The sequence below is a fragment of the Deinococcus maricopensis DSM 21211 genome (genome assembly GCF_000186385.1).
GTDB lineage: Bacteria > Deinococcota > Deinococci > Deinococcales > Deinococcaceae > Deinococcus_B > Deinococcus_B maricopensis.
In genome coordinates this window covers 1,961,642-1,982,359 of record NC_014958.1, presented here as the reverse complement: position 1 = coordinate 1,982,359, position 20,718 = coordinate 1,961,642, and the positions used below count along the sequence as shown (strand labels likewise).

The window sequence follows — 20,718 nt, the reverse complement described above, 5'->3', positions numbered from 1 at the left end:
TGCTCAAGGCGCGTGAACCTGACGCCCGCGCGCGGGCGTCAGGCGCCGCTCAGCTTTCGTCAGGTGAAGCGTGGCACGGTGAAGGCATGAAACACTTCCTGATCACCGCGACTATCGCCGCCGCCGCCAGTGTGGCCGCCGCGCAGACGACGCCGACCATCAGCTCGCAGAGCATCATCGTCAACCCTGTGAAGCCGGACCTGCAGGTGAACGTGTGGACCGCCAAGGACACGACCGGCACGAAGGTGCCGACGTACGTGGCGGGCGAGCACATCACCCTGAACGTGAAAACGAACCAGGACGCGTACGTGTACCTGTTCAACGTGGACGGCAAAGGCAACGTGGACCTGATCCTCCCGAACCGTTTCGCGAGCGGCGAGAACTTCGTGCGGGCGAACACCACCAAGGCGTTCCCCAGCCAGCAGGACAAGTTCACGTTCGACATTGCCGGTCCGGCCGGCGTGAACAAGGTCCTGGCGCTCGCCAGCAAAACGAAACTGAACCTCGACGACATCGCGCAGTTCAAGGCCGACCAGAAGACCGGGTTCGCGACCGTGACGGTGTCCGGTCAGACGGGCCTCGCGCAGGCGCTGAGCATCGTCGTGAAGCCGCTCCCGTCGAAGGACTGGGTGACGGACGTCGCGCAGTACCAGATCTCCTCGAAGGTGGCGACGCCGCCCGTCCCGACGACCACGACGACGACTTCGTGGAAGTCCACGTTCCAGTCGACGCTGTCGCTGCGTGAGACGTACAACTTCTACGCGAACCAGCTCAAGGCGCAGGGGTACGTGGCGGGCCTGTCGACGACCAGCCCCGGCCAGATGACGGGGGACTTCACGTACGAGCAGGGCGTCACCGCGAAACTCACCGTGAAGCGCCGCGCGCAGTCCATGACGTACGACGTGGTCATTCAGCGCCAGACGAAAAGCTGACCGACCCCGGCAGAAGGCCGCCCCCGGACTGCGGGGGCGGCCTTCTGCCGGGTGGCGCTTCAGGGGCGCATGCGGGTGAGCATGCGCGGGAACGGAATCGCCTCGCGGATGTGGTCGATGCCGGTGATCCACGCGATGACGCGCTCCAGGCCCATGCCGAAGCCGGCGTGCGGGACGCTGCCGTACCGGCGCAGATCGAGGTACCAGTCGAACGCCTCGAGCGGCAGGCCCTCGTGCTCGATGCGGCCCTTGAGCAGTTCGTAGTCGTGGATGCGTTCGCTGCCGCCGATGATCTCGCCGTACCCTTCGGGTGCGATCATGTCGTCGCACAGCGCCACCGTCGGGTCCTGCGGGTCGGGCTGCATGTAGAACGCCTTGATGGCCGCCGGGTACTTCTCGATCATGACGGGCCGGTCGAAGTGGTACCCGAGGATGGTTTCGTGCGGCGCGCCGAGGTCGTCGCCCCACTCGACGGGCTGCACGTCGTCCTGCACGTTGGGCGGCAGGTCGCGGTCCTCGATGTGCTGCCGGATGATGTCGAGCGCCTGCGTGTACGTGACGCGCGGGTAGTTCCCTTCGGCGGCGGGCCGCAGCTTGTCGAGGTCACGGCCGAGCAGCTGGAGTTCCTCGGTGCATTCCTCCAGGGCGCGGCGCACGAGGAAGCTCACGAAGCGTTCCTGCAGGTTCATGTTCTCGGTGTGGTTGCTGGGCGCCACTTCGGGTTCGATCATCCAGAATTCGAGGAGGTGTCGGCGCGTTTTGCTCTTTTCGGCGCGGAAGGTCGGGCCGAAGGTGTAGACCTTGCCGAACGCGAGGGCGCCCGCTTCGGCGTGCAGCTGGCCGGTCTGGCTGAGGTAGGCCTTGTCCTCGCCGAACAGGTCGATTTCGAAGAGTTCGGTGGTGCCCTCGGCGGCGTTCGGGGTGAAGAACGGCGCGTCGAAGCGGATGAAGCCTTCGCCGTGGAAGAAGTCCACGACGGCGCGCTGCACGCAGTCGCGGACGCGCAGGATCGCCCAGGGGCGGCGGTGGCGGGCCCACAGGTGGCGGTGGTCCATCAGGAACTCGATGCCGTGCTCCTTGGGGGTGATGGGGTACTCGCCGAGGCTGACCTGGACGGGGGAGAGGTCGCGGACAGCGAGCTCGACGCCGCCGGGTGCGCGTTCGTCGGCGCGGACCTCGCCGGTGAAGCGGACGCTGCTTTCCTGCGTGAGGCGTTTGGCGCTCTCGAAGACGTCCTCGGTGACGTCGTTCTTGAAGACGGTGGCCTGCACGAAGCCGCTGCCGTCGCGGAGTTTGAGGAACTGGATCTTGCCTTTGCCGCTCTTGTCGGTGAGCCAGGCGTCAAGGGTGACGGTCTGGCCGATGTGGGCTTGCAGGTCGCGAATGCGAGTCATTCGACGATTATACGGACGCTGCCGTGGTCCGCAGCGCGTGTCTGGTGGAGGGTGGGGCCTGAAAGGTCAGCTTGGGAAGAATTCGTTCACGAACCCGATTTATCGTGAAACTATTCACTTACTTCAGTCTGTCTCATCCGGGCTGCTAGAATGCCGCCGTGTACACGAACCGCCGCGCGCACTACGAATACGAACTGCTGGAGCGATTCGAGGCGGGCATCCAACTGACCGGCAGCGAAGTCAAGAGCGTCCGCGCAGGCGGCGTGGACTTCCGCGACGCCTTCGCCCGCGTCACGAACGGCAACGTCGACCTCGAGGGTCTCTACATCCCCGAGTACAAGGACGCGACCTACAACAACCACGCGCCGCGCCGCACCCGCCGCCTGCTCCTGCACCGCCAGGAGATCGAGAAGCTCCGCCGCGCCCTCACCCAGAAAGGCCTGTCGCTGATTCCCACGCGCCTGTACCAGAAAGGGCGGCACTTCAAGGTGGAAGTCGCCGTGGCGCGCGGCAAGAAACTCCACGACAAACGCCGCGCTGAGCAGGACCGCGAAGCGCGCCGGGAGATGCGCGACGCATGACGCCCCGCCCTCGCCTGCGCTGGCTCGCCGCCGCCACGCTCCTCGCCGCCGGCCTCGCCAGCGCCCAGATCGCCTTCACCCGCCTGAACCTGTTCGGCCGCGCCACGCCCAGCGTCACTCTGTACGGCGCGGAATACGCGCGTGACGACGCCCTCGCGAGCGTCCTGCGCGTCTCCCGCGACGGCAGCGTCATTCGCGCCGAAGGTCTCGGGCACGTCCTGCTGCTGCCCCTCGACGAGGACCAGCAACGCGCCACCACCGACTTCAACACCGTGCAGCTCGACACGCAACGCGTGAACGCCCGCACCGCCACAATCATCAACGGCAGCCTGTACCTGCCGCTCGACACGCTCGCGCGCGGCCTCGGCGCGCAGTACACGCCCGGCACGTTCGCGCTGCCCGCCCCGACCGTCGCGGGCGTGAGCAGCCGCGCCGGCCAGCGCGTGGACCGCCTGGTGTTCGACGTGAACCGCGACGTGCCCCTCACCGAGGAGCTCGTGAACGGTGAGCTGCGCCTCACGCTCGGCGGCGCGCGCGGCAAGGCCGGCACGTACACCACGCGCGGCGCGTACCTGCCGCGCGTCACCGTCGCGTCCGGCGACGCCGGCCTCGTCGTCACCGCGCCTCTCACGGCGGGCAGCGGCTACCGCGCCTTCAAGGTGGTGCGGCCCGGCAGCGTCCGCGTGGTGCTGGACGTCGGTCCGGGCCTGCCCCTCACGGTGCCGGCCATCACGGCGAACGTCGCCCGTCCCCTGGTGGTCCTCGACCCGGACAGCGACGCGGACGCCGCCCTCGAAGTCGCCCGCGCCACCGGCGAACTGCTCACCAAGGCCGGCTGGCAGGTGAAACTCACCCGTGAGGCCGGAACGACGCCCGCGCAACGCGCGGAACTCGCGCGCCGCAGCGACGTGTTCGTGAGCCTCACCGTGGGCCGCTTCCCCGGCGCGAAACGCTCCGGCCTGACCGTCGTGGAGAGCAGCGGCGCCGCCGACAGCGAGATCCTGAGCGCCTTCCGGCAGTGGAAGACGTTCCCGCTCGCGCGGTACGTCGTCGGGGACGTCGGCGAGACGCGCCGCCTCAGCGACATGCTGCGCGGCGAACTGAAAAACGACGGTCTGGACGCCCGCCGCGTCGTGGACACTCGCCGCCTGATGCTGCGCGAAGCGCCGCACGCCGCGCTCGAACTGGAGCTCGGGTGGCCGCAGGACACCGAGGACCGCACGCGCCTCGCGAGCGCCGAGGCGCGCGCGAACCTCGCGCAGGCCGTGGCGCGCAGCATCGCCACGTACCTCGCCGCGCGCGTCACGAAAGGCGGCGCGTGATGCGGCCCCTGCTGTCCCCGTTCAACGTGATCAGCGCGCTGCTGCTCGTGAGCGCCGCGTTCGTCGATCACGTCGTGAGTCAGCCGCCCGCCGCGCCGAAACCGCCGAAGCTGCAGCTCGGGAGCGTCGAGCAGGTCCGCGCGCGCCTCTACTTCACGGACGATCAGGTGCAGGCCATGCGGCCGGAAGTGCGCACCGTGAGCGCCACGTCGAACGCACCGGACGCCGTGGCGCGCGCCGCTCTGAAAGCCTGGGTGGCCGGGCCGACCTCCGGCGACGCGCTGCCCGTCGTGCCGAAAGGGTCGGATGTGCCGAACGTCTGGGTGCGGGGCGAGCATTACTTCGTGAACCTGCCCGCCGCATACGCGCGCCTGAACTACGGCTCGGACGGGGAACGCATGATCGTGTGTACCCTCACGCGCACGCTGCTGGAAAGCCGCGGCCGCGACGTCACGTTCCTGCTGAACGGCCGCAACGTCGAAACGCTGCTGGGGCACGTGGACCTGCGCTCGCCGTTCCTGCGCGACGACTGCGAAGACTGAAGTACAGCGGCGCCGGGGCCTGCCCGCCCCGCAAGCGGCCCGGACGCAGCGCGCGCCGGGCCGCTCCGCACGCGCGCCCGGGAGGAACCTGAGTTGATTGCCAGCATCACGTTACAAGGCTTCAAGAGCTTCGCGGACCGCGTGCGCCTCGAATTCGGACCGGGCGTCACGGCCGTCATCGGCCCGAACGGCAGCGGCAAAAGCAACGTCGTGGAAGCCATCCGCTGGGCGACGCACAACGCGCGCGCCCGTGAACTCCGAGCGGGCCGCGCGACCGAACTGATCTTCCACGGCAGCGGCGGGAAGGCGCCGCTCGGCCTCGCGGAAGTCACGGTGGAGTTGCGGGACCTGCCGGGCCGCGCACGCCTGAACCTCGCGCGCCGCATCTACCGCGACGGCACCGCCGAACAGGACGTGAACGGCCGCGCGGTCCGCGCGCGCGACGTGCAGGCGGAACTGCGCGGCACCGGTCTCGGCTCGGGCGGCCTCGCTGTCATCGGACAGGGCGAAGTGTCGAGCGTCGTACAGGCCGAGGGGCGCACGCTCCTGGGATACCTGGAGGAGGCCGCCGGCCTCAGCCGCATGATCAGTGCGCGCGACGAGACGCGCGCACGCCTCGCCGACGCGGACGCGCACCTCGCGAACCTCCGCCCCGTCGAGGAGGAGCTCGCCGGGCGCGTCGCGCGCCTGGAACGTGCCGCGCAGGACGCCGCCGCGCACCAGGCGCTCACGCTGCGCAGCCTCACCCTCACGGACGCGCTCGCGCGCGCGCGGTTCGAAGCGACGACCGAGGAGATCCGCGCGCTGCGCGCCCGCGAGGCGGACCTGCTGGCGGCGTCCGCCCGCGTCGCTGACGACGCACAGTCGGCGCAGTCGGCGCTGGAACGCGCCCGCGTGGCCCTCACGGACGCGCAGGCGCAGCGCGCCGCGCACGCTCAGGCGCTGGAACTGCTGAGCGCCGCGCAGGACGCCCACCGTCAGGCGGACGTGTACCTCGGCCACCTGACACGCGAACGCGACGCCCTCATGGCCGAGCGGGCCGCGCTGCCCCTCACGCCGCCTGAACGGCCCGCGCCGGACACGGCCGCGCTGAGCCGCGCCGCCCACGAGGCCCGCGCAGCCCTCGACGCGGCGGAACGGGCCGTGCGCGCACTGGAAGTGGACCTGGAACGCGCCCGCACGGCATTCGCGCGCGCCGCGGAAGCGCAGGCGCGCCTCGGCGCGGAGCGGGACACCCTGCTCGGCGAGGTGGAACGCCTGCAGGCGCAACTGCAACACGACGAAGCCGCCCTCGAAACCGCGCGCGCGGACCTGACGGGCACCGCGCAGCACCGCGCGCAGCTCGACGCGGGCGCGGCGGACGCGACGCGCCGCCGCGCGGACGTCACGGCGCGCCTGCGGGACGTCCGCGCGGACATCGCCCGCCTCGACGCGGCCCGCGCGCCCACCGTGCGTGAACGCGAGCGCCTCGAAGCGGCCCTGAACAGCTACGCGCGTTACGGCGAGGGCGCGCGGAACGCGCTGCGCCTCGACCACCCGGGCATTATCGGGTCGGTCGCGGACCTCCTGACCGTACCCGCCGAACTGGAAACGGCCGTCACGGCCGCGCTCGGGCGTCGCCTCGAGCAGGTGGTCGTGGAGTCGTCGGGGGTCGCGCGCGAAGTGATCGAGCACCTGAAACGTGCGGGCGGGCGCGCGACGTTCCTGCCGCTGGACCTGCTGCGCGCCCGCCCGCGCCGGGACGCGCACCTGCTGCGCGAGCCGGGCGTCGTCGGGAACCTCGCGGACCTGCTGCCCACCGACCCGGACATTGTCGGGCAGAACCTCCTGTCGGACACGCTGGTGGTGCGGACCCTCGCGGACGCCACGCGCCTCGCGCGCGCGCACGCCAGCCGACCCCGCCTCGTGACGCTCGACGGGGAACTCCTGGAGAGCGGCGGGGCGCTCACGGGCGGCCGCCTGCGCGACGGCGGCCTGAACGTCCTCGCGGACCAGCGGCGCCTCGCGGACCTGGATGACGAGCTGGCCGCGTCCGATACGCAGCGCGCGACCCTCACGCGGGAGGAGGCGCAGCTCACCCGGGACCTCGAAGCGCTCGGCGCGGACGGGACCAGTCCGGAGCGGGAACGGGCGGCGCAGGCGGAACGCACGCTGGAGCGGCGCGTGGCCGAACTGGAAGCCGTGACGCGCGGGGCGCGTAAGCAGCACGACGCGTACCTCGCGCGCCTCAGCGCAGACGCCGCGCCCGTCCCGGGTGCCCCCCCCGCGCCGCCCGAGGCACTGGAGCAGCAGCTCACGGACGCCCGCGCCCACGTGGATGACGCGCGCGAACTTGAGCGGACCGCCAGCGCCGCCGTGCTGGACGCGCAGGCGCTGGCGTCCGCGTGGCGGGCACACGCGGACGCGGCCGCGCGCGCCGCACACCTCGACGCCCGCCTGACCGAAAACGCGGGCGCCCTCGAGGCGCAGCGCGCCCGACTGGCGAGCGCTGCCGAGGAGGTTGAGCGGCGCCGCGCGCAGCTCGGCGAGTACGACGATTCCACGTACACCGCGCTCGTGGCCGCCCGGGAGAACGCGAACCGCGCGTACGCCGCGCTGATCGCGCAGCAGAACGCCCTGCGCGCCCAGCTGGAGGACACCCGCCTCACGGCGGCGCGGCGTGAAGGCAGCCTGGAGGAAGTCCCGCCCGGCGCGCAGCCGCCCGGCGCGGCGCGCGAATGGCAGGCGGAACTCACGCGCGTGCGCGCGGATCTCGCGCGGCTCGGCACCGTGAATGCCCGCGCGCGCGAGGAGCACGCCGAGGAGGCCGAACGGCTCGCGGCGTTGCGTGCGGAGCGGGACGACGCGGCGCGCGCCACCGAGGAGCTGCGTGAGCACCTCGAAGCGCTGGACCGGGACGCGCAGTCCGCGCTGGGGGTGGCGTACGCGCGGGTGGCAGACGCCTTCCGGGAGTACGCGGGGGAGCTGCTGGGTGGCGTCGGTGAGCTGGAAGCAGACCGTGACGAGCGCGGGCACCTGACCGGCCTGCGCCTCGCGGTGCAGCCGCGCGGGAAGCGCACGCGCAGCATGACGCTGCTGTCCGCCGGGGAGCGGACCATGGCGGGCCTCGCGTTCCTGTTCGCGCTGAACCACGCAACCGAGTCCGGTGGGCTGCCGCTCGCGGTGCTGGATGAGGTGGACGCCCCGCTGGACGAGGCGAACATCCGGCGGTTCACGCGGTTCCTGGAGGTGTTCGCGGCGCGCGGGGCGCAGTTCCTGCTGGTGACGCACCAGAAGGCGACGATGGAGGTCGCGCATTCCCTGTGGGGCGTGACGACGGACACGTCTGGAGCGTCGCGGGTGCTGAGCATCCGGCAGGACGAGGATCGCCTGCCGGTCTGAGGGCTATAAAACGCGGGCGGCGCCTCCATGCCGCCCGCGTTTTGTGGTTACAGGAGGTGCAGGGTGAGGCCGGCGAGCAGCACGCCGAGCAGGACCACGGTGAGCATCGCGGCGGTCGCGCGCGCGCCGGGAGGGTCCTGGCGGGGGGCCGGGGTCACGCGGCCTGCCCGCTGGACGGCTGGATGCTGGCGAGCGCCGCCCGCAGGTGCTTGTAGACCTCGCGTTGCAGGTCGACGTCGTCGGGCAGTTCGTAGCGGAGCTGTTCGATGGCCTGGACGAGGTGGGCGCCGCCGGGGCTGCGTTCCATGTCGGGGCGGGCCCATTCCGGCAGTTCGGGGGTGGTGGTGGGGGCGTGGCGGGCGTCGTCCCAGTCGACCCACTGTTTGGGGAGGTCGTAGAGGTAGCGGCCGATGCCGAACTGGACGGCGCAGCGTTTGAGGGCGTCGCTGGTGGCGGCTTTGATGCTGGCGAGGTCGCCTTCGGCTTCGCCGATGTCCTCGCGGGTGACGCCGAGGATGGTGAGGCGGCCTTTCACGGTCGGGTGCGTGGTGCCGGGGATGACGTCCACCTGGAAAGTCCAGTCGTCGGGTGCGACGGCGTCGAGGCGGTCCTGCACGGCGCGCGCGTCGACGTAGGCGAGCATGAGCGCGCGGGTGCGGTCCTTGCTGATGGTTTGCGGCTTCCAGCCGACGAAGTGGGCGGGGAAGGGCGCGCGCAGTCGTCTCTGTACATCGCTCAGCTTCATATGTTTAGTTTATAACAGAATGTAATTCTGGTCAATGCGTAACCAGCGTGCAGGGGAGAGGTGAACACCAGAACGATTGCATAGCAAAAGAGCAGGCCAACGCCTGCTCCTGCGGGCTCAAACGACGTTACAAGTTGCCCTTGAGGGTGCTCGCGACTTTAAAGCCGACTTTCTTGCCTGCCGCGATGGTGATGCGCTCACTCGTGCCGGGCTTTACCCCCGTGCGCTCCGCCGTGGCGCGCACTGCGAACGTCCCCAGACCGGGCAGACCGACGCTCTTGCCGTCGCGCAGGGCGCTCACGATGATGCCGAGCGCGGCGTCAATAGCCTCGGCGGACTGCTTGCGGTTCAGGCTGGTGCGGTCCGTGACCAGATCCACGAGTTGCGTCTTGCCGACCTTGCTGCTGTCGTTGCCGGCGCTGTCGCCCTGGTCGGTAGTGGTCTGCGCGGCTTTGCTGGCGTTCCGTTTGGTCATGGTGAGTTCCTCCCAGGTCACAGGACGCGACCTGAACGGCATTTATACACGAATGTGCCTGGAGCGCAATCCCTGAATTCCTTCACGCGGACGCCAGAAAAAGATGGAGATTTGAAAGAACGAATAGATTCACGAGCCAGATTTATCGTGAATCTATTCACTAACTATCTTTACATCCTCGGATAAAGTCTGAGAGCAAAACAGCAAAACAGCAAACCACCCGACCATCCCAACCACCCCCTGCTGTCGCGCAAGCCACAGCAGGGGAGAACGTCACCTTTCAGAAATGCTCCAGTTCACCCGACACGTCGTCCTCCTGCACCGCCACATATCGCCGCGTCGTATCCACGCTGCTGTGCCCAAGGAACAACCCCACCCGCGTGAAATCCTTTGTCGCCGCGTACAGGCGCGTTCCCGAGTGTTTCCGCGCTGCGTGAAACCCCCGCCACGCCTCGCCGCACCCAGCCGCGCGGAAGGCCTTCTGCATCCGGTACACCGCCTGATGGTACGACCACGTGAACAGCCGGTCCGCCGGCGCGCCCCGCACGAGGGCCGCCAGGGCTTCGCGGACGCGGCGGCCGAGCGGCGCCACGCGCACCTTCCCGCCCTTGCCGTGGACGGTCACGCGCGTGGGCGTCACGTCCGCCCACGTGAGGCTCAACGCCTCGCTGACGCGCAGGCCCGTATGTGCGCACAGCAGCAGCAGGGCCGCCAGCGAAGCGTCATCGATCACGGCAAGGGCCGCGTCGACCTCGCGCGTGTACGGCGGGTTCTTCACGATGCCGGGCGTCGGGTCGGGCGGCACGTGCGCGTCCTCGAACGGCTGCGCTTCCGTGGCGCCTGACCAGCGGAACGCGCGGTACAGGGCGCGGGCGCCCGCCACGTATTGCGCGATTGTCGCTGCGGATAACGGCCCGCGGCGACCTCGGCTGTGATTCTCGCGTGTCTGCAGGTGCGCGACGTACCGGCCGCCGTCGCGCCGGCCCGGGTGCAGGAGCGTCACGCCGCTGGCCTGCGCCCACGGCACGAAGTCCCGCACGGCCAGCGCGTACGCCTCCAGGGTTTTGCGGCTGGTGCGCGCGCCTTTCTTGCTGGCGGTCGTCATGTACGCCTGCGTGAGTTGCACGAGGAGGTCCGTGTCGTAGGTGCTGGCGGCCTGGATGGCGCGGACGCGCAGGGCCTGGTCGTTGAGGCTGGCGAGGGCGAGCGCTTCGGAGGATCGGACGAGGGTCATCTCAACACCCATTTTAGCACTAAGTCAAATTAGTGAAAAACAATGCAGGGGAGAACCCGTTGCGCTCAGGCCTCAGCACCGCACACTCAGGGCGAGCCGGTTCAGGAAGGCCGGCTCGCCCTGAGTCACCTTCAGGTGTCGAGGTCCTGTTTCGCGGCGGGCGTGAAGAACCGGATGGCGCCCGGCAGGATCCGCGCGGTGAACGGCGTCGTTTCGACGTGGAGCTCGCCGTCGTACTGCAGTGGGAACGGCTCGGCGGCGTCGACGGTAACTTCGTGCGCCTCGAAAGTTTCGAGGTTGCCGCTGAACATGGGGTCGCCGAGGTTCAGTTTGGCGCGGACAGAGTCGATGAGGTTCGGGATGAGCCGGAAGATGTTGCCGGCTTTGAGGAGCACGACGGTGAAGCGGCCGTCGCTGGGGCTGATGTCGCTGGTGATGGGCAGGCGGTAGTTGGCCATGCCGAAGTTCGCGACCATCACGCCGATGCCTTCGAACTGGCGGGGTTCGCCGTCGACGACGAGGTTGAAGGTGGTTTTCTTGGGGTTGACCTGCTTCATGGCGCTCAGGACGTACGCCATGACGCCGTAGCGTTCCTTGAGTTCTTCGCTGTCGCGGATCATGGCGGCGTCGGCGCCGGCGCCGGCGAGCATGGCGAAGCCGTGCCTCTGCCCTTCGCTGCCGACTTCGATTTCGCCGAGGTCGAGGCGGATGGTGTGGCCGGCGATGAGGATGTCGGCGAGGGTGTTGGGGTCGCGGGGCAGTTCGAGGTTCTGCGCGATGAGGTTCGCGGTGCCGGCGGGGTACGCGAGGAGCGGGATTTCGCGGTCGCGGGCGGCGTACGCGAGGGCGCTGACGGTGCCGTCACCGCCGGCGCCGACGAGGGCGGTGAAGTCCTCGAGGTCGTGGACGAGGTCGGCGATGGGCGTGTCGACGCTGAGTTCGCGTTCCTCGATGTGCACGCCGCGTTCGCGGAGGCGGTCGAGGAAGGTGGGGAGCTGGCTGTCGCCCTGGCCGGATTTGGGGTTGTGGACGACCAGGACGCGCGGGGCGGTGGTCGAGTCGAGAGCGGCCGTCATGAGGTTCATTACAGCATCCGCTCCTGGGGCGTGGCCTTCATGTGGAGTTACGCATGGCGCGTTCGGGGAAACACGGTACACTCGCGTCACGGAGGTTGATTCATGAAAGTGTTGCTGGTGAGCGGGATTCTGCTGGCGGGGGCTCTGGCGTCGTGCGCGCCGCGGGCGAATACGGTGGTGGGCGTGACGGTCACGCCGATGGTCGTGAAGGTGAGTGAGGGCGCGCAGCGTGGCCAGACGGTGACGGTGCAGGGCCGGTACCTGGGGGGGCCGAGCACGGGCCGCATTCTTCTGGGCGCGACGGAGTCGGGCGCGGACGGGTACGTGGTGCCAGCGTCGGACATCGTGAGCTGGACAGACACGGAGATTCAGTTCCGCGTGCCGGCGAATGCGGTGCCGGGCGCGGGGTGGCTGTTCGTGCGCGTGAACAACATGCTGAGCACGGGTCTGCCGTTCAGCGTGCGTCAGTAAGTTTCGTTGCTTCGGGGGCGGCCTGCGGGCCGCCTTTTGACGTACCTCTCCCCTGCCATTTGGGCCGTGCGGGTGGGGGCGGGCGCGCGCTAGACTGCGTTTCATGGCTTTGCAGCGCCCTCAGGGCACGAATGATCTCCTTCCCAGCGGCTCCCCGACCCTCAAGGCGTTCAGCAGCGCGCGGGGGCATGAGCATGTGATTGGCGTGGCGCGTGGCGTGCTGGAGCGCGCAGGCGCGCAGTTCATGGCGACGCCGATGTTCGAGGAGGCGGAGGTCGTGAAGCGCGGCGTGGGCGGCAGCACCGACATCGTCCGCAAGGAGATGTTCACGGTGTTCTACCAGGGCGAGCACGGCGGGTACGTGCTGCGGCCGGAGGGGACGGCGCCGATCGTGCGGGCGTACATTCAGAACGGCTTGAAGCAGCTGCCGGCGCCGCTGAAGTTGTGGACGACGGGGGCGATGTTCCGCGCGGAACGCAACCAGCAGGGCCGGTACCGGCAGTTCCATCAGGTGGATTACGAGGTGCTGGGCAGCACGGACCCGCTGGTGGACGCGGAGGCCATTGCGCTGATGGTCCGGGTCGTGGAGGCGCTGGGCCTGACGGGCGTGGGCGTGAAGCTGGGCAGTATCGGCGACCCGGAGGACCGTGAGCGGTACAACGCGTACCTGCGGGAGCTGTTCACGCCGGAGCGTGAGCGGCTGAGCGGCGACAGCCAGGACCGCCTGGACCGTAACCCCATGCGCATCCTGGACAGCAAGAGCGACGAGGATCAGCGGCTCATTGCGGGCCTGCATGTGCAGCCGATGCTGGCGTTCCTCGGGGAGGAGGCGCGCGCGCACTTCGAGGTGGTGCAGGGGTACCTGCGCGCGTGGGGCGTGCCGTTCGAGGTGGACCCGAGCATCGTGCGCGGCCTGGATTACTACCGGCGGACGGCGTGGGAGCTACACCACGCGCACATCGGCGCGAAGAGCGCCCTGGGGGGCGGCGGACGGTACGACGGCCTGGCGGCGCAGCTGGGCGGGCCGGAAACGCCGGGCATCGGGTGGGCGTTCGGGGTGGAGCGGTTGCTGATCGCCATGGAGCAGGAGGGGCTGGTCATTCCGGAACCGGACGGCCCGGCGTTGTTCCTCGCGGCGATGGACGCGGAGAACGTGCCGCTGGTCGCGCGGGTGGCCATGGAGCTCCGCGCGGACGCGCACGTGGAATTCGCGTACCGCGCGATGAAGCCGGGCGCGGCGTTCAAGGAGGCGGACCGGAAGCGCGCGCGGTACGCGGCTGTGGTGGGCAGCAACGAGGCGGCGACGGGGGTGCTGCGCGTGAAGGCGCTCGCGTCGGGGGCGCAGGCGGACGTGCCTCTGGCAGACCTCGCGGCGTTCCTGGCGCAGTAGGGCGCGCGCAGCGGAGCGGGAGCGTGTGCTCCCGCTCCGCTGCTTTGGGGGTGGTTGCGCCGCTCGTGCTCTAATGTCCTGTCATGAAGCGTTCGCATTACTGTGGAGACTTGCGCCCGGAACACGCCGGGCAGACCGTGAACCTCGCGGGCTGGGTGAATCGCGTTCGGGACTTCCCCGGGCAGTATTTCGTGATCCTGCGGGACCGCACGGGCATCGTGCAGGTGACGGTCGAGGCGGACAACGCCGCGTACGAGACGGCCGGGGAGTTGCGCGGCGAGTACGTTGTGGAGGTCACGGGCGTCGTGCGCGCGCGCGGTGAGGCGCAGCGCACGGACGCGTACGCCACGGGCGGCGTGGAGGTCATCCCGACGACGCTGCGCATCCTGAACCGCGCGACGACGCCGGCGTTCCAGGTGGACGGCAGCCCCGTGACGGTGGGTGAGGACATCCGCCTGAAGTACCGGTACCTGGACCTGCGCCGCCGGGAGATGCAGGACGTCTTGCGTCTGCGCTCGCGTGTGCAGGCGGAAGTGACGCGGTTCCTGGACAGCGAGGGGTTCGTGAACGTGGAAACGCCGATGCTGACGCGCAGCACGCCGGAGGGCGCGCGGGACTTCCTCGTGCCGAGCCGCCTGAACCCGGGTGAGTTCTACGCGCTGCCGCAGAGCCCGCAGCTGTTCAAGCAGCTGCTGATGATCGCGGGTCTGGACCGGTACTACCAGTTCGCGCGCTGCTTCCGCGACGAGGACCTGCGCGCGGACCGCCAGCCGGACTTCACGCAGCTCGACATGGAGATGAGCTTCGTGGAGCAGGACGACGTCCTCGACTTGAACGAGCGGCTGCTGCGGCATGTGTTCCGTGAGGTGCTCGGCGAGGACCTCCCGAACCCGTTCCCGCGCATCTCGTACTTTGAGGCGATGGACCGGTACGGGTCGGACAAGCCGGACCTGCGCTTCGGGCAGGCGTTCACGGACGTGACGGGCCTGTTCCAGGGTGGGGCGTTCAAGGCGTTCGCGGACGCGCAGACGGTGAAGGTCCTGGTGGCGCCGGAGCTGACGCGCAAGCAGATCGACGAGTTGGAACGCGTCGCGAAGCAGAACGGCGCGCGCGGCCTCGCGTGGCTGAAGCGCGACGGGGACGCGTTCACGGGCGGCATCAGCAAGTTCGTGGGCGAAGTGAGCGCGCAACTGATCGACGCGACGGGCGTGGAGCAGGGCGGGACGCTGCTGTTCGCGGCGGGCGACTGGCGGGCGGCCGTCACGGCGCTCGGCGCGGTCCGCAACGCCCTGAGAGACCTGTTCGACCTCGCCGCGCACGGCCCGCGCTTCCACATCGGCTGGGTCACGGACTTTCCGCAGCTGGACCAGGACCCCGAAACGGGCGAGTGGACGTACATGCACCACCCGTTCACGGCGCCGCACCCGGATGACGTTGCGCTGTTCGGCACGCCCCGCCAGGGTGAGATTCGCGCGCAGGCGTACGACCTCGTCCTGAACGGCTTCGAGGTGGGCGGCGGCAGCGTCCGCATCCACGACCCAGCTGTGCAGACGCAGATGTTCGGCGCGATCGGCTTCACGGAAGTGCAGGCGCGCGAGAAGTTCGGGTTCTTCATGGACGCCCTCGCGAGCGGCACGCCGCCGCACGGCGGGATCGCGTGGGGCTTCGACCGCCTGATCATGCTGATGAGCGGCGCGTCGAACATCCGCGAAGTCATCGCGTTCCCGAAGAACAACCGCGGCGCGGACCTGATGGCGGACGCGCCCGCGCCCGTCGACGCGGCGCAACTCGCGGACGTGGGCGTGCAGGTGAAGATACCGGAGCCCACCGAAGCCTGAGCGGCCCGGGCGGTTCGGGGCGGCCCGCACGTGCGGGCCGCCCCCCTTTGCTACCCTGGGCCGTATGGTGCAGTACAGCGAGGTGAGTGCGTTCACGGAAACGCCCGGCATGGGCAACGGCGCGGGCGTCATTCTGGAAGCGGGCGCGCTGACGGACGCGGAAATGCAGCGGCTCGCCGCGTTCATCGGCCTGCCGGAGTCCGTGTTCGTCACGGACGTCTCCCCTGGCCGCGCGCGCGTCCGGTACTTCACGCCCACGCAGGAGATCGACTTCTGCGGGCACGCGACCGTCGCGCTCGGGCTGATGCTCGCCGGACGCGGCCACTGGCGGGGCGAGCCGCTCCACCTGGAGACGCTGGTCGGCACGGTCCCACTCGAACTGGAAGTGCAGGACGGCCGACCACACCGCGTGTGGATGCAGCAGCCCACCCTGGAGGTCCGCGACGTGCCGCGCGAACTGCGCGGCCGCATCGCCGAGGCGCTCGGCGTGAACGAACGCGTCTTCCACCGCGGCTTGCCGCTCGCGTCCGCGTACACGGGCCTGTGGACGACGTTCGTGCCGCTGGTGGACGCCATGGTCGTCGACAGCCTCGACCCTGACATGGACGCCATCCGCACGCTCAGCGAGGACCTGGGGGTCACGGGCCTGCACCCGTACGCGCCGATGGGCCCGGACCGGTTCGCCGCGCGGGACTTCGCACCGCTCGTCGGCATCCCGGAAGACCCTGTGACGGGCAGCGCGAGCGGCGCGCTCATCGCGCTGCTCGCCGAGCGCGGCCTGATTCCACGCCGCGGGACGCTCGCAGCCGGCACCTGCTACCAGGGGCACGCGATGGGCCAGCCGGGCGACGTGAGCGTCGAAGTGACGCTCGAACGGGACCGCGCGAGCAGCGTCCGCGTAGGCGGCTGCGCCGTCGTGGAACGCGAGGGTCGCCACGACCCGCGCGGCGCATGAACGCCGCCGCAACGACCGCGCGCGCCCGCCAGCCCTAGACTGGCGCATGACCGAGCACGAATCGCTGGACAACATGACGCGGGACGCGTGGCGGATGTTGCGCGTCCTCGGGGAACTCGCCGTCGGCTTCGACCGGCTCGCACAACTCCCGCACCCGGGCGTGACGGTGTTCGGCAGCGCCCGCACCGGCATCCGCGACCAGTACTACGGCCTCGCCCGCGACCTCGGCGCGCACCTTGCCGCGTCCGGCTTCGCCGTCATCACCGGCGGCGGGCCCGGCATCATGGAGGCCGCGAACCGCGGCGCGTTCGAGGCGGGCGGCGTGAGCGTCGGCATCAACATCATCCTGCCGTACGAGCAGCGCCCGAACCCGTACCAGACCATAAGCCTCGAATGCGAGTACTTCCACACCCGCAAGGAACTCCTCGCGAAGGCCGCGCGCGCGTTCGTGGTGTTCCCCGGCGGGTTCGGCACGCTCGACGAACTCGCGGGCATCCTCACGCTCGTGCAGACGCGCAAGATGCCGGCCATGCCGGTGTACCTGGTGGGCCGCGCGCACTGGGCGGGCCTGGAAGGGTGGTTCCGGGAGACGCTCATCACGTCTGGCGCCATTGCCGACGACGACCTGGACCTGTTCAAGATCGTGGATGACGTGAGCGCCATCCCGGCGGACATTCAGCAGTACCACGCGGGCGAGCACGCGGGCTTCAAGCGCCCCACCGACACGGACCGCGCGCGCGCGCGCGGCGACGTGCCCACCTCGCGCGGCGGCTGAACCGTAGACAGCGCCCGCCGGGCTGCCCGGCCCGGCGGGTAGACTGCGCGGATGCTAGGTTTGATTTGTATTGATGTGGACGGCACCCTGGTCGGCAGTGGCGGCGTGATTCCTGAAGTCGTGTGGCGCGCAGCGGAAGATGCCCGCGAGCGCGGCGTGCACCTCGCACTCTGCTCAGGGCGCCCCGCCCTCGCGAAGGCGCGCGCGTACGCGCAGCGTCTCGACCCGCATGGCTGGCACGTGTTCCAGAATGGCGCGAGCATCGTGCACGTCGGCACCGGCGAGAGCCTCAGCGCCGCCTTCCCGGAAGACGCCCTGCACCGCCAGATCCAGCAGGCGCGCGCCACCGGGCGCCTGCTGGAGGTCTACAGCGACACGGACATGGCCGTGGAACAGGACGTGCCGCGCGCCCGCGCGCACGCGGACCTCCTCGGCCTTCCCTTCCAGCTGCGGCCGCTCGACAGCCTGCCCGGCACGGTCGTGCGCACGCAATGGGTGATTCCCATTGAGGAGACGGACGCGCTCCTCGCCGAGCCGCACGAGGGCCTCACGCTGCACCCGGCGGGCAGCCCGGTCATGCCGGACACCATGTTCGTGAGCGTCACGCGCGCTGGTGTGGACAAGGGCAGCGCCGTGCGGCGCGTCGCGGAGAAGCTCGGCGTGGCCATGGAGCGCGTCATGATGGTCGGCGACGGGCACAATGACGTTCTCGCCATGCAGGTCGTCGGGCACCCCGTCGCGATGGGCAACGCGGACGCGGAAGCGCGCGCGGCGGCACGGTACACCGTCGGGCACGTGGATGACGGAGGTCTGGCCGAGGCGATCGAGTTGGCCTTCACCCTCTGAGGTGAGGGTTCAGGGGGAGTGGCAGCGTTCCACGTTGTGGTTGAGCGTGGGCGCTACGAGGGCCATAGTTAGTGAATATGTTCACGATAAATCTGACTCGTGAAACTTAGCCCTATTTCACGAGTACCAGTGAAACAGCGCCCCACAAGTTGTGGGGCGCTGTCATCCGTGGTGACCGGTCAGCCGAGGGGCAATGGGCGCGCGGGTTGGGGAGCAGGGGCGCGCACCAGATGAGGCACTTCAGGCTGAGCGAACGACTGGCGGACGAGACGGGCAGCGGCAGCTTCAGTGTGCAGGGTGTTCAGGCGATCCTGGGCCAGAGACACCAATAGAGCGTACGGGGTGGTCATGAGCTTCCTCCTCAGGAGGACGCCCGCAAAAGGGCGTCGGAGACGGGCTTAAGGCCTTCCCAACCGCCCTTATGATGCCCGCACAAGCATCAGCACCACATCATCCACAAGGCCGAGGGGCAGGCCACGCAAATGGCCTACCCCTCCCCTGCCTGGACGCTTACGCGGTCGCGCGTTCCTTCCCGAGGTCGAACGCCGCGTGCGCCGCGCGCAGCGCCGCGTCCACGTCCGACTCGTCAATGGCGCACGAAATGTTCAGCTCGCTAGACCCCTGCGAGATCATCAGCAGGTTCACGCCCTCAATGGCGAGTGCGCCAAACAGCTTCGCGGCAACGCCTTTCGTGCCGCGCATGCCCTCACCCACGATGGCCACGACCGCCACATGCTCGTTGAGCGTGAAGTCGCGGACGCGGTCATCCCGCCCGAACTCCTGCTTCAGGCTGGCCAGGGCGTGCGGACCGCTCGCGCGTGGAATCACCAGCGACACGTTGCTCATACTGCTCGACTGGCTCACCATCAGCACCGTAAGGTTCTCGCGGGCGAGCACGCGGAACACGTCCACCAGGACGTCCGGCGCGCCGAAGCTGCCCGCACCCTCGATGGTGAGGACGGTCGCGCCCCGGATGGCCGTGACGGCCTTCACGGGGTGCGCGGCGTCCGCGTGCGCTTCGCTCGTCACGAGCGTCCCGGGGAAGTCCGGGTCGGCGGCGCTCTTCACGCGCAGCGGCGTGCCCCGCTCCTGCAGGGGCGTCACCGCGAGCGGGTGCAGGACCTTCGCACCGAAGTACGCGAGTTCCATCACCTCGTGATAACTGAGGTGCGCGAGATTGCGGGCGTCCGGCACGAAACGCGGGTCGGCACTCATGACGCCGTCCACGTCCTTCCACGTCCACACCTCGGTCGCGCCGAGAGCCGCGCCGAGGATCGTGGCGGTGTAATCGCTGCCGCCACGCCCGAGCGTCGTGATGACGCCATCTTCGGTCTCGCCGATGAAGCCGGTCACGACCGGGGTGAGGCCCGCTTCGAACAGGCCGCTCATGCGGTCGCGGATGCGCGGGTACGCGCCCGGCAGGGGGCGGGCGTTCCCGAAGTGCGCGTCGGTGGTGAGGCCGGCGGCACCGCCGGTGAGGTGGTGGGCGCGCACGCCCGCGCCGCCGAGCGCCACGTCCATCAGGGGGGCGCTCAGGCGTTCGCCGAAGCTCACGATCAGGTCGCGGGTGCGCGGGGACAGTTCGCGCAGCAGGTACACGCCGTACACCGTCTGCCGCAACGTCTCGAGCAGTTCGCGGATCTCGCGCACGGCGTCACTGTCGGGCGCGGCACCGAGTGCCTGCGCCGCGCCGAAGTGGCGGCTGCGCAGGATGGCGATCTCGTCGTTCGCGAAGGCGATGTCGCCCCCTTCGGCACTCGCGGCGATTTTCAGCAGCGTCTCCGTGACGCCGCTCATGGCGCTCACGACGACGACGACGCGCTCGCCGGCGCGCACGGACGCGGCGGCGAGGCTGGCGGAATGGGCGATGGCTTTGGGATCGCCCATCAGGGTCCCCCCGAACTTCATCACGAGCATGCGGTCCTCCAGAACATTCCCAGCAGTGTACCTGAGCGGCCTGCGCGCGCGGTCAGGCGTCTGCACAGACGCGCGCGGACGGCATGCGCTAGAACCCCTGGGATGCACGAGATTGACCTGACCACCTGGCCGCGCCGGCAGCATTACGCGTTCTTCCGCACGCTCGCCCTACCGTACTTCAACCTCAGCGCGAACGTGGACGTGACGGCGCTGCACGCGGCCGTGAAGGCGCGCGGCGCGTCGTTCACGGCCGCCTCCGCGTACGTCCTGACGCGCGCAGCGAACGCGGACGCCTTCCCGGAGTTCCGTCAGCGCCTGCGGGGCGAGCGCGTCGTGCAGCACGACCGCGTGAGCTGTTCCGTGACGGTGCTGGGCGAGGGGGACCTGTTCGGGTTCTGCACGCTGCCGTACGCGCCGGACTTCGCGGCGTTCGCGGGCGAGGCGCGCGCGCGGATGGCGCGCGCGAAGACGCAGCCGTCGCTGGAGGAGGACGCGGCCGCGGACGACCTGATTTTCATCACGAACCTGCCGTGGGTGGCGTTCACGAGCGTGCAGCACCCGGTGCCCCTCGGCCCGGCGGACAGCTTCCCGCGGCTCGCGACGGGCCGCGTGACCGTGCAGGACGGGCGGCGCGTGATGCCGCTCGCGGTGCAGGGGCATCACGCGCTGATGGACGGCGTGCATGTCGGGCGGTACTTCCTGGAGGTGCAGCGGCTGCTGGACGACGCGGACGCGGTGCTCGGCGGATGAGGGATTTGTGTTGAACTCACACCAATATTGGGGCGAAAGCTGAAACTCACGGCGGGACGCGCCCCGAACGCGGTGTACACTGGGGCCGCGAAAC

At 69.8% G+C, this 20,718-nt stretch carries 18 protein-coding genes; 12 read left to right on the top strand and 6 right to left on the bottom strand.

The annotated features are described in order from the left end of the window. Window positions 1–86 precede the first annotated feature (86 nt). Entirely contained in the window at window positions 87–932 is an 846-nt protein-coding gene (locus DEIMA_RS09275) for a DUF4384 domain-containing protein (RefSeq protein ID WP_013556993.1), read from the top strand. 59 nt (window positions 933–991) lie between these two features. On the opposite strand, the gene asnS is transcribed toward DEIMA_RS09275, so the two are convergent. Continuing rightward, the gene (asnS, locus tag DEIMA_RS09270) at window positions 992–2,326 is read right to left on the bottom strand and encodes an asparagine--tRNA ligase (RefSeq protein WP_013556992.1); all 1,335 of its coding nucleotides are present in this window, start codon (window positions 2,324–2,326) and stop codon (window positions 992–994) included. 158 nt (window positions 2,327–2,484) lie between these two features. Here asnS and smpB point away from each other — a divergent pair, with 158 nt between their 5' ends. The 4 genes from smpB (at window position 2,485) to DEIMA_RS09250 (ending at window position 8,152) form a co-directional block, all read left to right on the top strand. Further along, window positions 2,485–2,907 carry an SsrA-binding protein SmpB gene (gene smpB, locus DEIMA_RS09265; RefSeq protein WP_013556991.1) on the top strand — a complete coding sequence of 141 codons (423 nt, stop codon included), beginning with the start codon at window positions 2,485–2,487 and terminating at the stop codon, window positions 2,905–2,907. Further along, window positions 2,904–4,229 carry an N-acetylmuramoyl-L-alanine amidase family protein gene (locus tag DEIMA_RS09260; RefSeq protein WP_013556990.1) on the top strand — a complete coding sequence of 442 codons (1,326 nt, stop codon included), beginning with the start codon at window positions 2,904–2,906 and terminating at the stop codon, window positions 4,227–4,229. Before smpB ends, DEIMA_RS09260 begins: the two co-directional genes overlap by 4 nt. Beyond that, the gene (locus DEIMA_RS09255) at window positions 4,229–4,771 is read left to right on the top strand and encodes a GerMN domain-containing protein (protein WP_013556989.1); all 543 of its coding nucleotides are present in this window, start codon (window positions 4,229–4,231) and stop codon (window positions 4,769–4,771) included. The genes DEIMA_RS09260 and DEIMA_RS09255 overlap by 1 nt, the downstream gene beginning before the upstream one ends. A 93-nt stretch (window positions 4,772–4,864) precedes the next feature. Next, entirely contained in the window at window positions 4,865–8,152 is a 3,288-nt protein-coding gene (locus DEIMA_RS09250) for an AAA family ATPase (RefSeq protein ID WP_013556988.1), read from the top strand. A gap of 154 nt (window positions 8,153–8,306) precedes the next feature. On the opposite strand, the gene DEIMA_RS09245 is transcribed toward DEIMA_RS09250, so the two are convergent. The 4 genes from DEIMA_RS09245 to DEIMA_RS09230 all read right to left on the bottom strand — a co-directional run bounded on the left by DEIMA_RS09245 (window position 8,307) and on the right by DEIMA_RS09230 (window position 11,691). Further along, window positions 8,307–8,897 (bottom strand): Rad52/Rad22 family DNA repair protein, encoded by a 591-nt coding sequence (locus DEIMA_RS09245; protein ID WP_013556986.1) that lies wholly within the window; start codon window positions 8,895–8,897, stop codon window positions 8,307–8,309. A 127-nt stretch (window positions 8,898–9,024) separates the two neighbouring features. Then, window positions 9,025–9,372 (bottom strand): HU family DNA-binding protein, encoded by a 348-nt coding sequence (locus tag DEIMA_RS09240; protein ID WP_013556985.1) that lies wholly within the window; start codon window positions 9,370–9,372, stop codon window positions 9,025–9,027. Between the two features lie 280 nt (window positions 9,373–9,652). Continuing rightward, entirely contained in the window at window positions 9,653–10,606 is a 954-nt protein-coding gene (locus DEIMA_RS09235) for a tyrosine-type recombinase/integrase (protein ID WP_013556984.1), read from the bottom strand. A 131-nt stretch (window positions 10,607–10,737) separates the two neighbouring features. Beyond that, a complete protein-coding gene (locus DEIMA_RS09230; protein WP_013556983.1) occupies window positions 10,738–11,691 on the bottom strand; it encodes a diacylglycerol/lipid kinase family protein in 954 nt (317 codons plus the stop codon). A 93-nt stretch (window positions 11,692–11,784) separates the two neighbouring features. Here DEIMA_RS09230 and DEIMA_RS09225 point away from each other — a divergent pair, with 93 nt between their 5' ends. The 6 genes from DEIMA_RS09225 (at window position 11,785) to DEIMA_RS09200 (ending at window position 17,957) form a co-directional block, all read left to right on the top strand. Next, window positions 11,785–12,153 (top strand): IPT/TIG domain-containing protein, encoded by a 369-nt coding sequence (locus DEIMA_RS09225; protein WP_013556982.1) that lies wholly within the window; start codon window positions 11,785–11,787, stop codon window positions 12,151–12,153. 103 nt (window positions 12,154–12,256) lie between these two features. Beyond that, a complete protein-coding gene (gene hisS, locus DEIMA_RS09220) occupies window positions 12,257–13,543 on the top strand; it encodes a histidine--tRNA ligase (RefSeq protein ID WP_013556981.1) in 1,287 nt (428 codons plus the stop codon). Window positions 13,544–13,626: 83 nt separating this feature from the next. Further along, window positions 13,627–15,381: an aspartate--tRNA ligase gene (aspS, locus tag DEIMA_RS09215; protein ID WP_013556980.1), complete on the top strand. Its 1,755-nt coding sequence runs from the start codon at window positions 13,627–13,629 to the stop codon at window positions 15,379–15,381. A gap of 64 nt (window positions 15,382–15,445) precedes the next feature. Then, the gene (locus DEIMA_RS09210; protein ID WP_013556979.1) at window positions 15,446–16,336 is read left to right on the top strand and encodes a PhzF family phenazine biosynthesis isomerase; all 891 of its coding nucleotides are present in this window, start codon (window positions 15,446–15,448) and stop codon (window positions 16,334–16,336) included. A 46-nt stretch (window positions 16,337–16,382) separates the two neighbouring features. Then, entirely contained in the window at window positions 16,383–17,111 is a 729-nt protein-coding gene (locus DEIMA_RS09205; protein WP_013556978.1) for an LOG family protein, read from the top strand. A 51-nt stretch (window positions 17,112–17,162) separates the two neighbouring features. Continuing rightward, entirely contained in the window at window positions 17,163–17,957 is a 795-nt protein-coding gene (locus tag DEIMA_RS09200; protein WP_013556977.1) for a Cof-type HAD-IIB family hydrolase, read from the top strand. Window positions 17,958–18,467: 510 nt separating this feature from the next. Here DEIMA_RS09200 and DEIMA_RS09195 read toward each other — a convergent pair. Next, the gene (locus DEIMA_RS09195; protein WP_013556975.1) at window positions 18,468–19,874 is read right to left on the bottom strand and encodes an aspartate kinase; all 1,407 of its coding nucleotides are present in this window, start codon (window positions 19,872–19,874) and stop codon (window positions 18,468–18,470) included. Between the two features lie 102 nt (window positions 19,875–19,976). Here DEIMA_RS09195 and DEIMA_RS09190 point away from each other — a divergent pair, with 102 nt between their 5' ends. Next, entirely contained in the window at window positions 19,977–20,624 is a 648-nt protein-coding gene (locus DEIMA_RS09190) for a chloramphenicol acetyltransferase (protein ID WP_013556974.1), read from the top strand. The last annotated feature ends 94 nt before the right edge of the window (window positions 20,625–20,718 follow it).

Excerpts from the sequence above, each read along its gene's own strand:
- DEIMA_RS09275 (WP_013556993.1), top strand. The coding sequence starts at position 87 with ATGAAACACTTCCTGATCACCGCGACTATCGCCGCCGCCGCCAGTGTG.
- asnS (WP_013556992.1), bottom strand. The coding sequence starts at position 2,326 with ATGACTCGCATTCGCGACCTGCAAGCCCACATCGGCCAGACCGTCACC.
- DEIMA_RS09260 (WP_013556990.1), top strand. The coding sequence starts at position 2,904 with ATGACGCCCCGCCCTCGCCTGCGCTGGCTCGCCGCCGCCACGCTCCTC.
- DEIMA_RS09255 (WP_013556989.1), top strand. The coding sequence starts at position 4,229 with ATGCGGCCCCTGCTGTCCCCGTTCAACGTGATCAGCGCGCTGCTGCTC.
- DEIMA_RS09245 (WP_013556986.1), bottom strand. The coding sequence starts at position 8,897 with ATGAAGCTGAGCGATGTACAGAGACGACTGCGCGCGCCCTTCCCCGCC.
- DEIMA_RS09240 (WP_013556985.1), bottom strand. The coding sequence starts at position 9,372 with ATGACCAAACGGAACGCCAGCAAAGCCGCGCAGACCACTACCGACCAG.
- DEIMA_RS09235 (WP_013556984.1), bottom strand. The coding sequence starts at position 10,606 with ATGACCCTCGTCCGATCCTCCGAAGCGCTCGCCCTCGCCAGCCTCAAC.
- DEIMA_RS09230 (WP_013556983.1), bottom strand. The coding sequence starts at position 11,691 with ATGAACCTCATGACGGCCGCTCTCGACTCGACCACCGCCCCGCGCGTC.
- DEIMA_RS09225 (WP_013556982.1), top strand. The coding sequence starts at position 11,785 with ATGAAAGTGTTGCTGGTGAGCGGGATTCTGCTGGCGGGGGCTCTGGCG.
- hisS (WP_013556981.1), top strand. The coding sequence starts at position 12,257 with ATGGCTTTGCAGCGCCCTCAGGGCACGAATGATCTCCTTCCCAGCGGC.
- aspS (WP_013556980.1), top strand. The coding sequence starts at position 13,627 with ATGAAGCGTTCGCATTACTGTGGAGACTTGCGCCCGGAACACGCCGGG.
- DEIMA_RS09210 (WP_013556979.1), top strand. The coding sequence starts at position 15,446 with ATGGTGCAGTACAGCGAGGTGAGTGCGTTCACGGAAACGCCCGGCATG.
- DEIMA_RS09205 (WP_013556978.1), top strand. The coding sequence starts at position 16,383 with ATGACCGAGCACGAATCGCTGGACAACATGACGCGGGACGCGTGGCGG.
- DEIMA_RS09200 (WP_013556977.1), top strand. The coding sequence starts at position 17,163 with ATGCTAGGTTTGATTTGTATTGATGTGGACGGCACCCTGGTCGGCAGT.
- DEIMA_RS09195 (WP_013556975.1), bottom strand. The coding sequence starts at position 19,874 with ATGCTCGTGATGAAGTTCGGGGGGACCCTGATGGGCGATCCCAAAGCC.
- DEIMA_RS09190 (WP_013556974.1), top strand. The coding sequence starts at position 19,977 with ATGCACGAGATTGACCTGACCACCTGGCCGCGCCGGCAGCATTACGCG.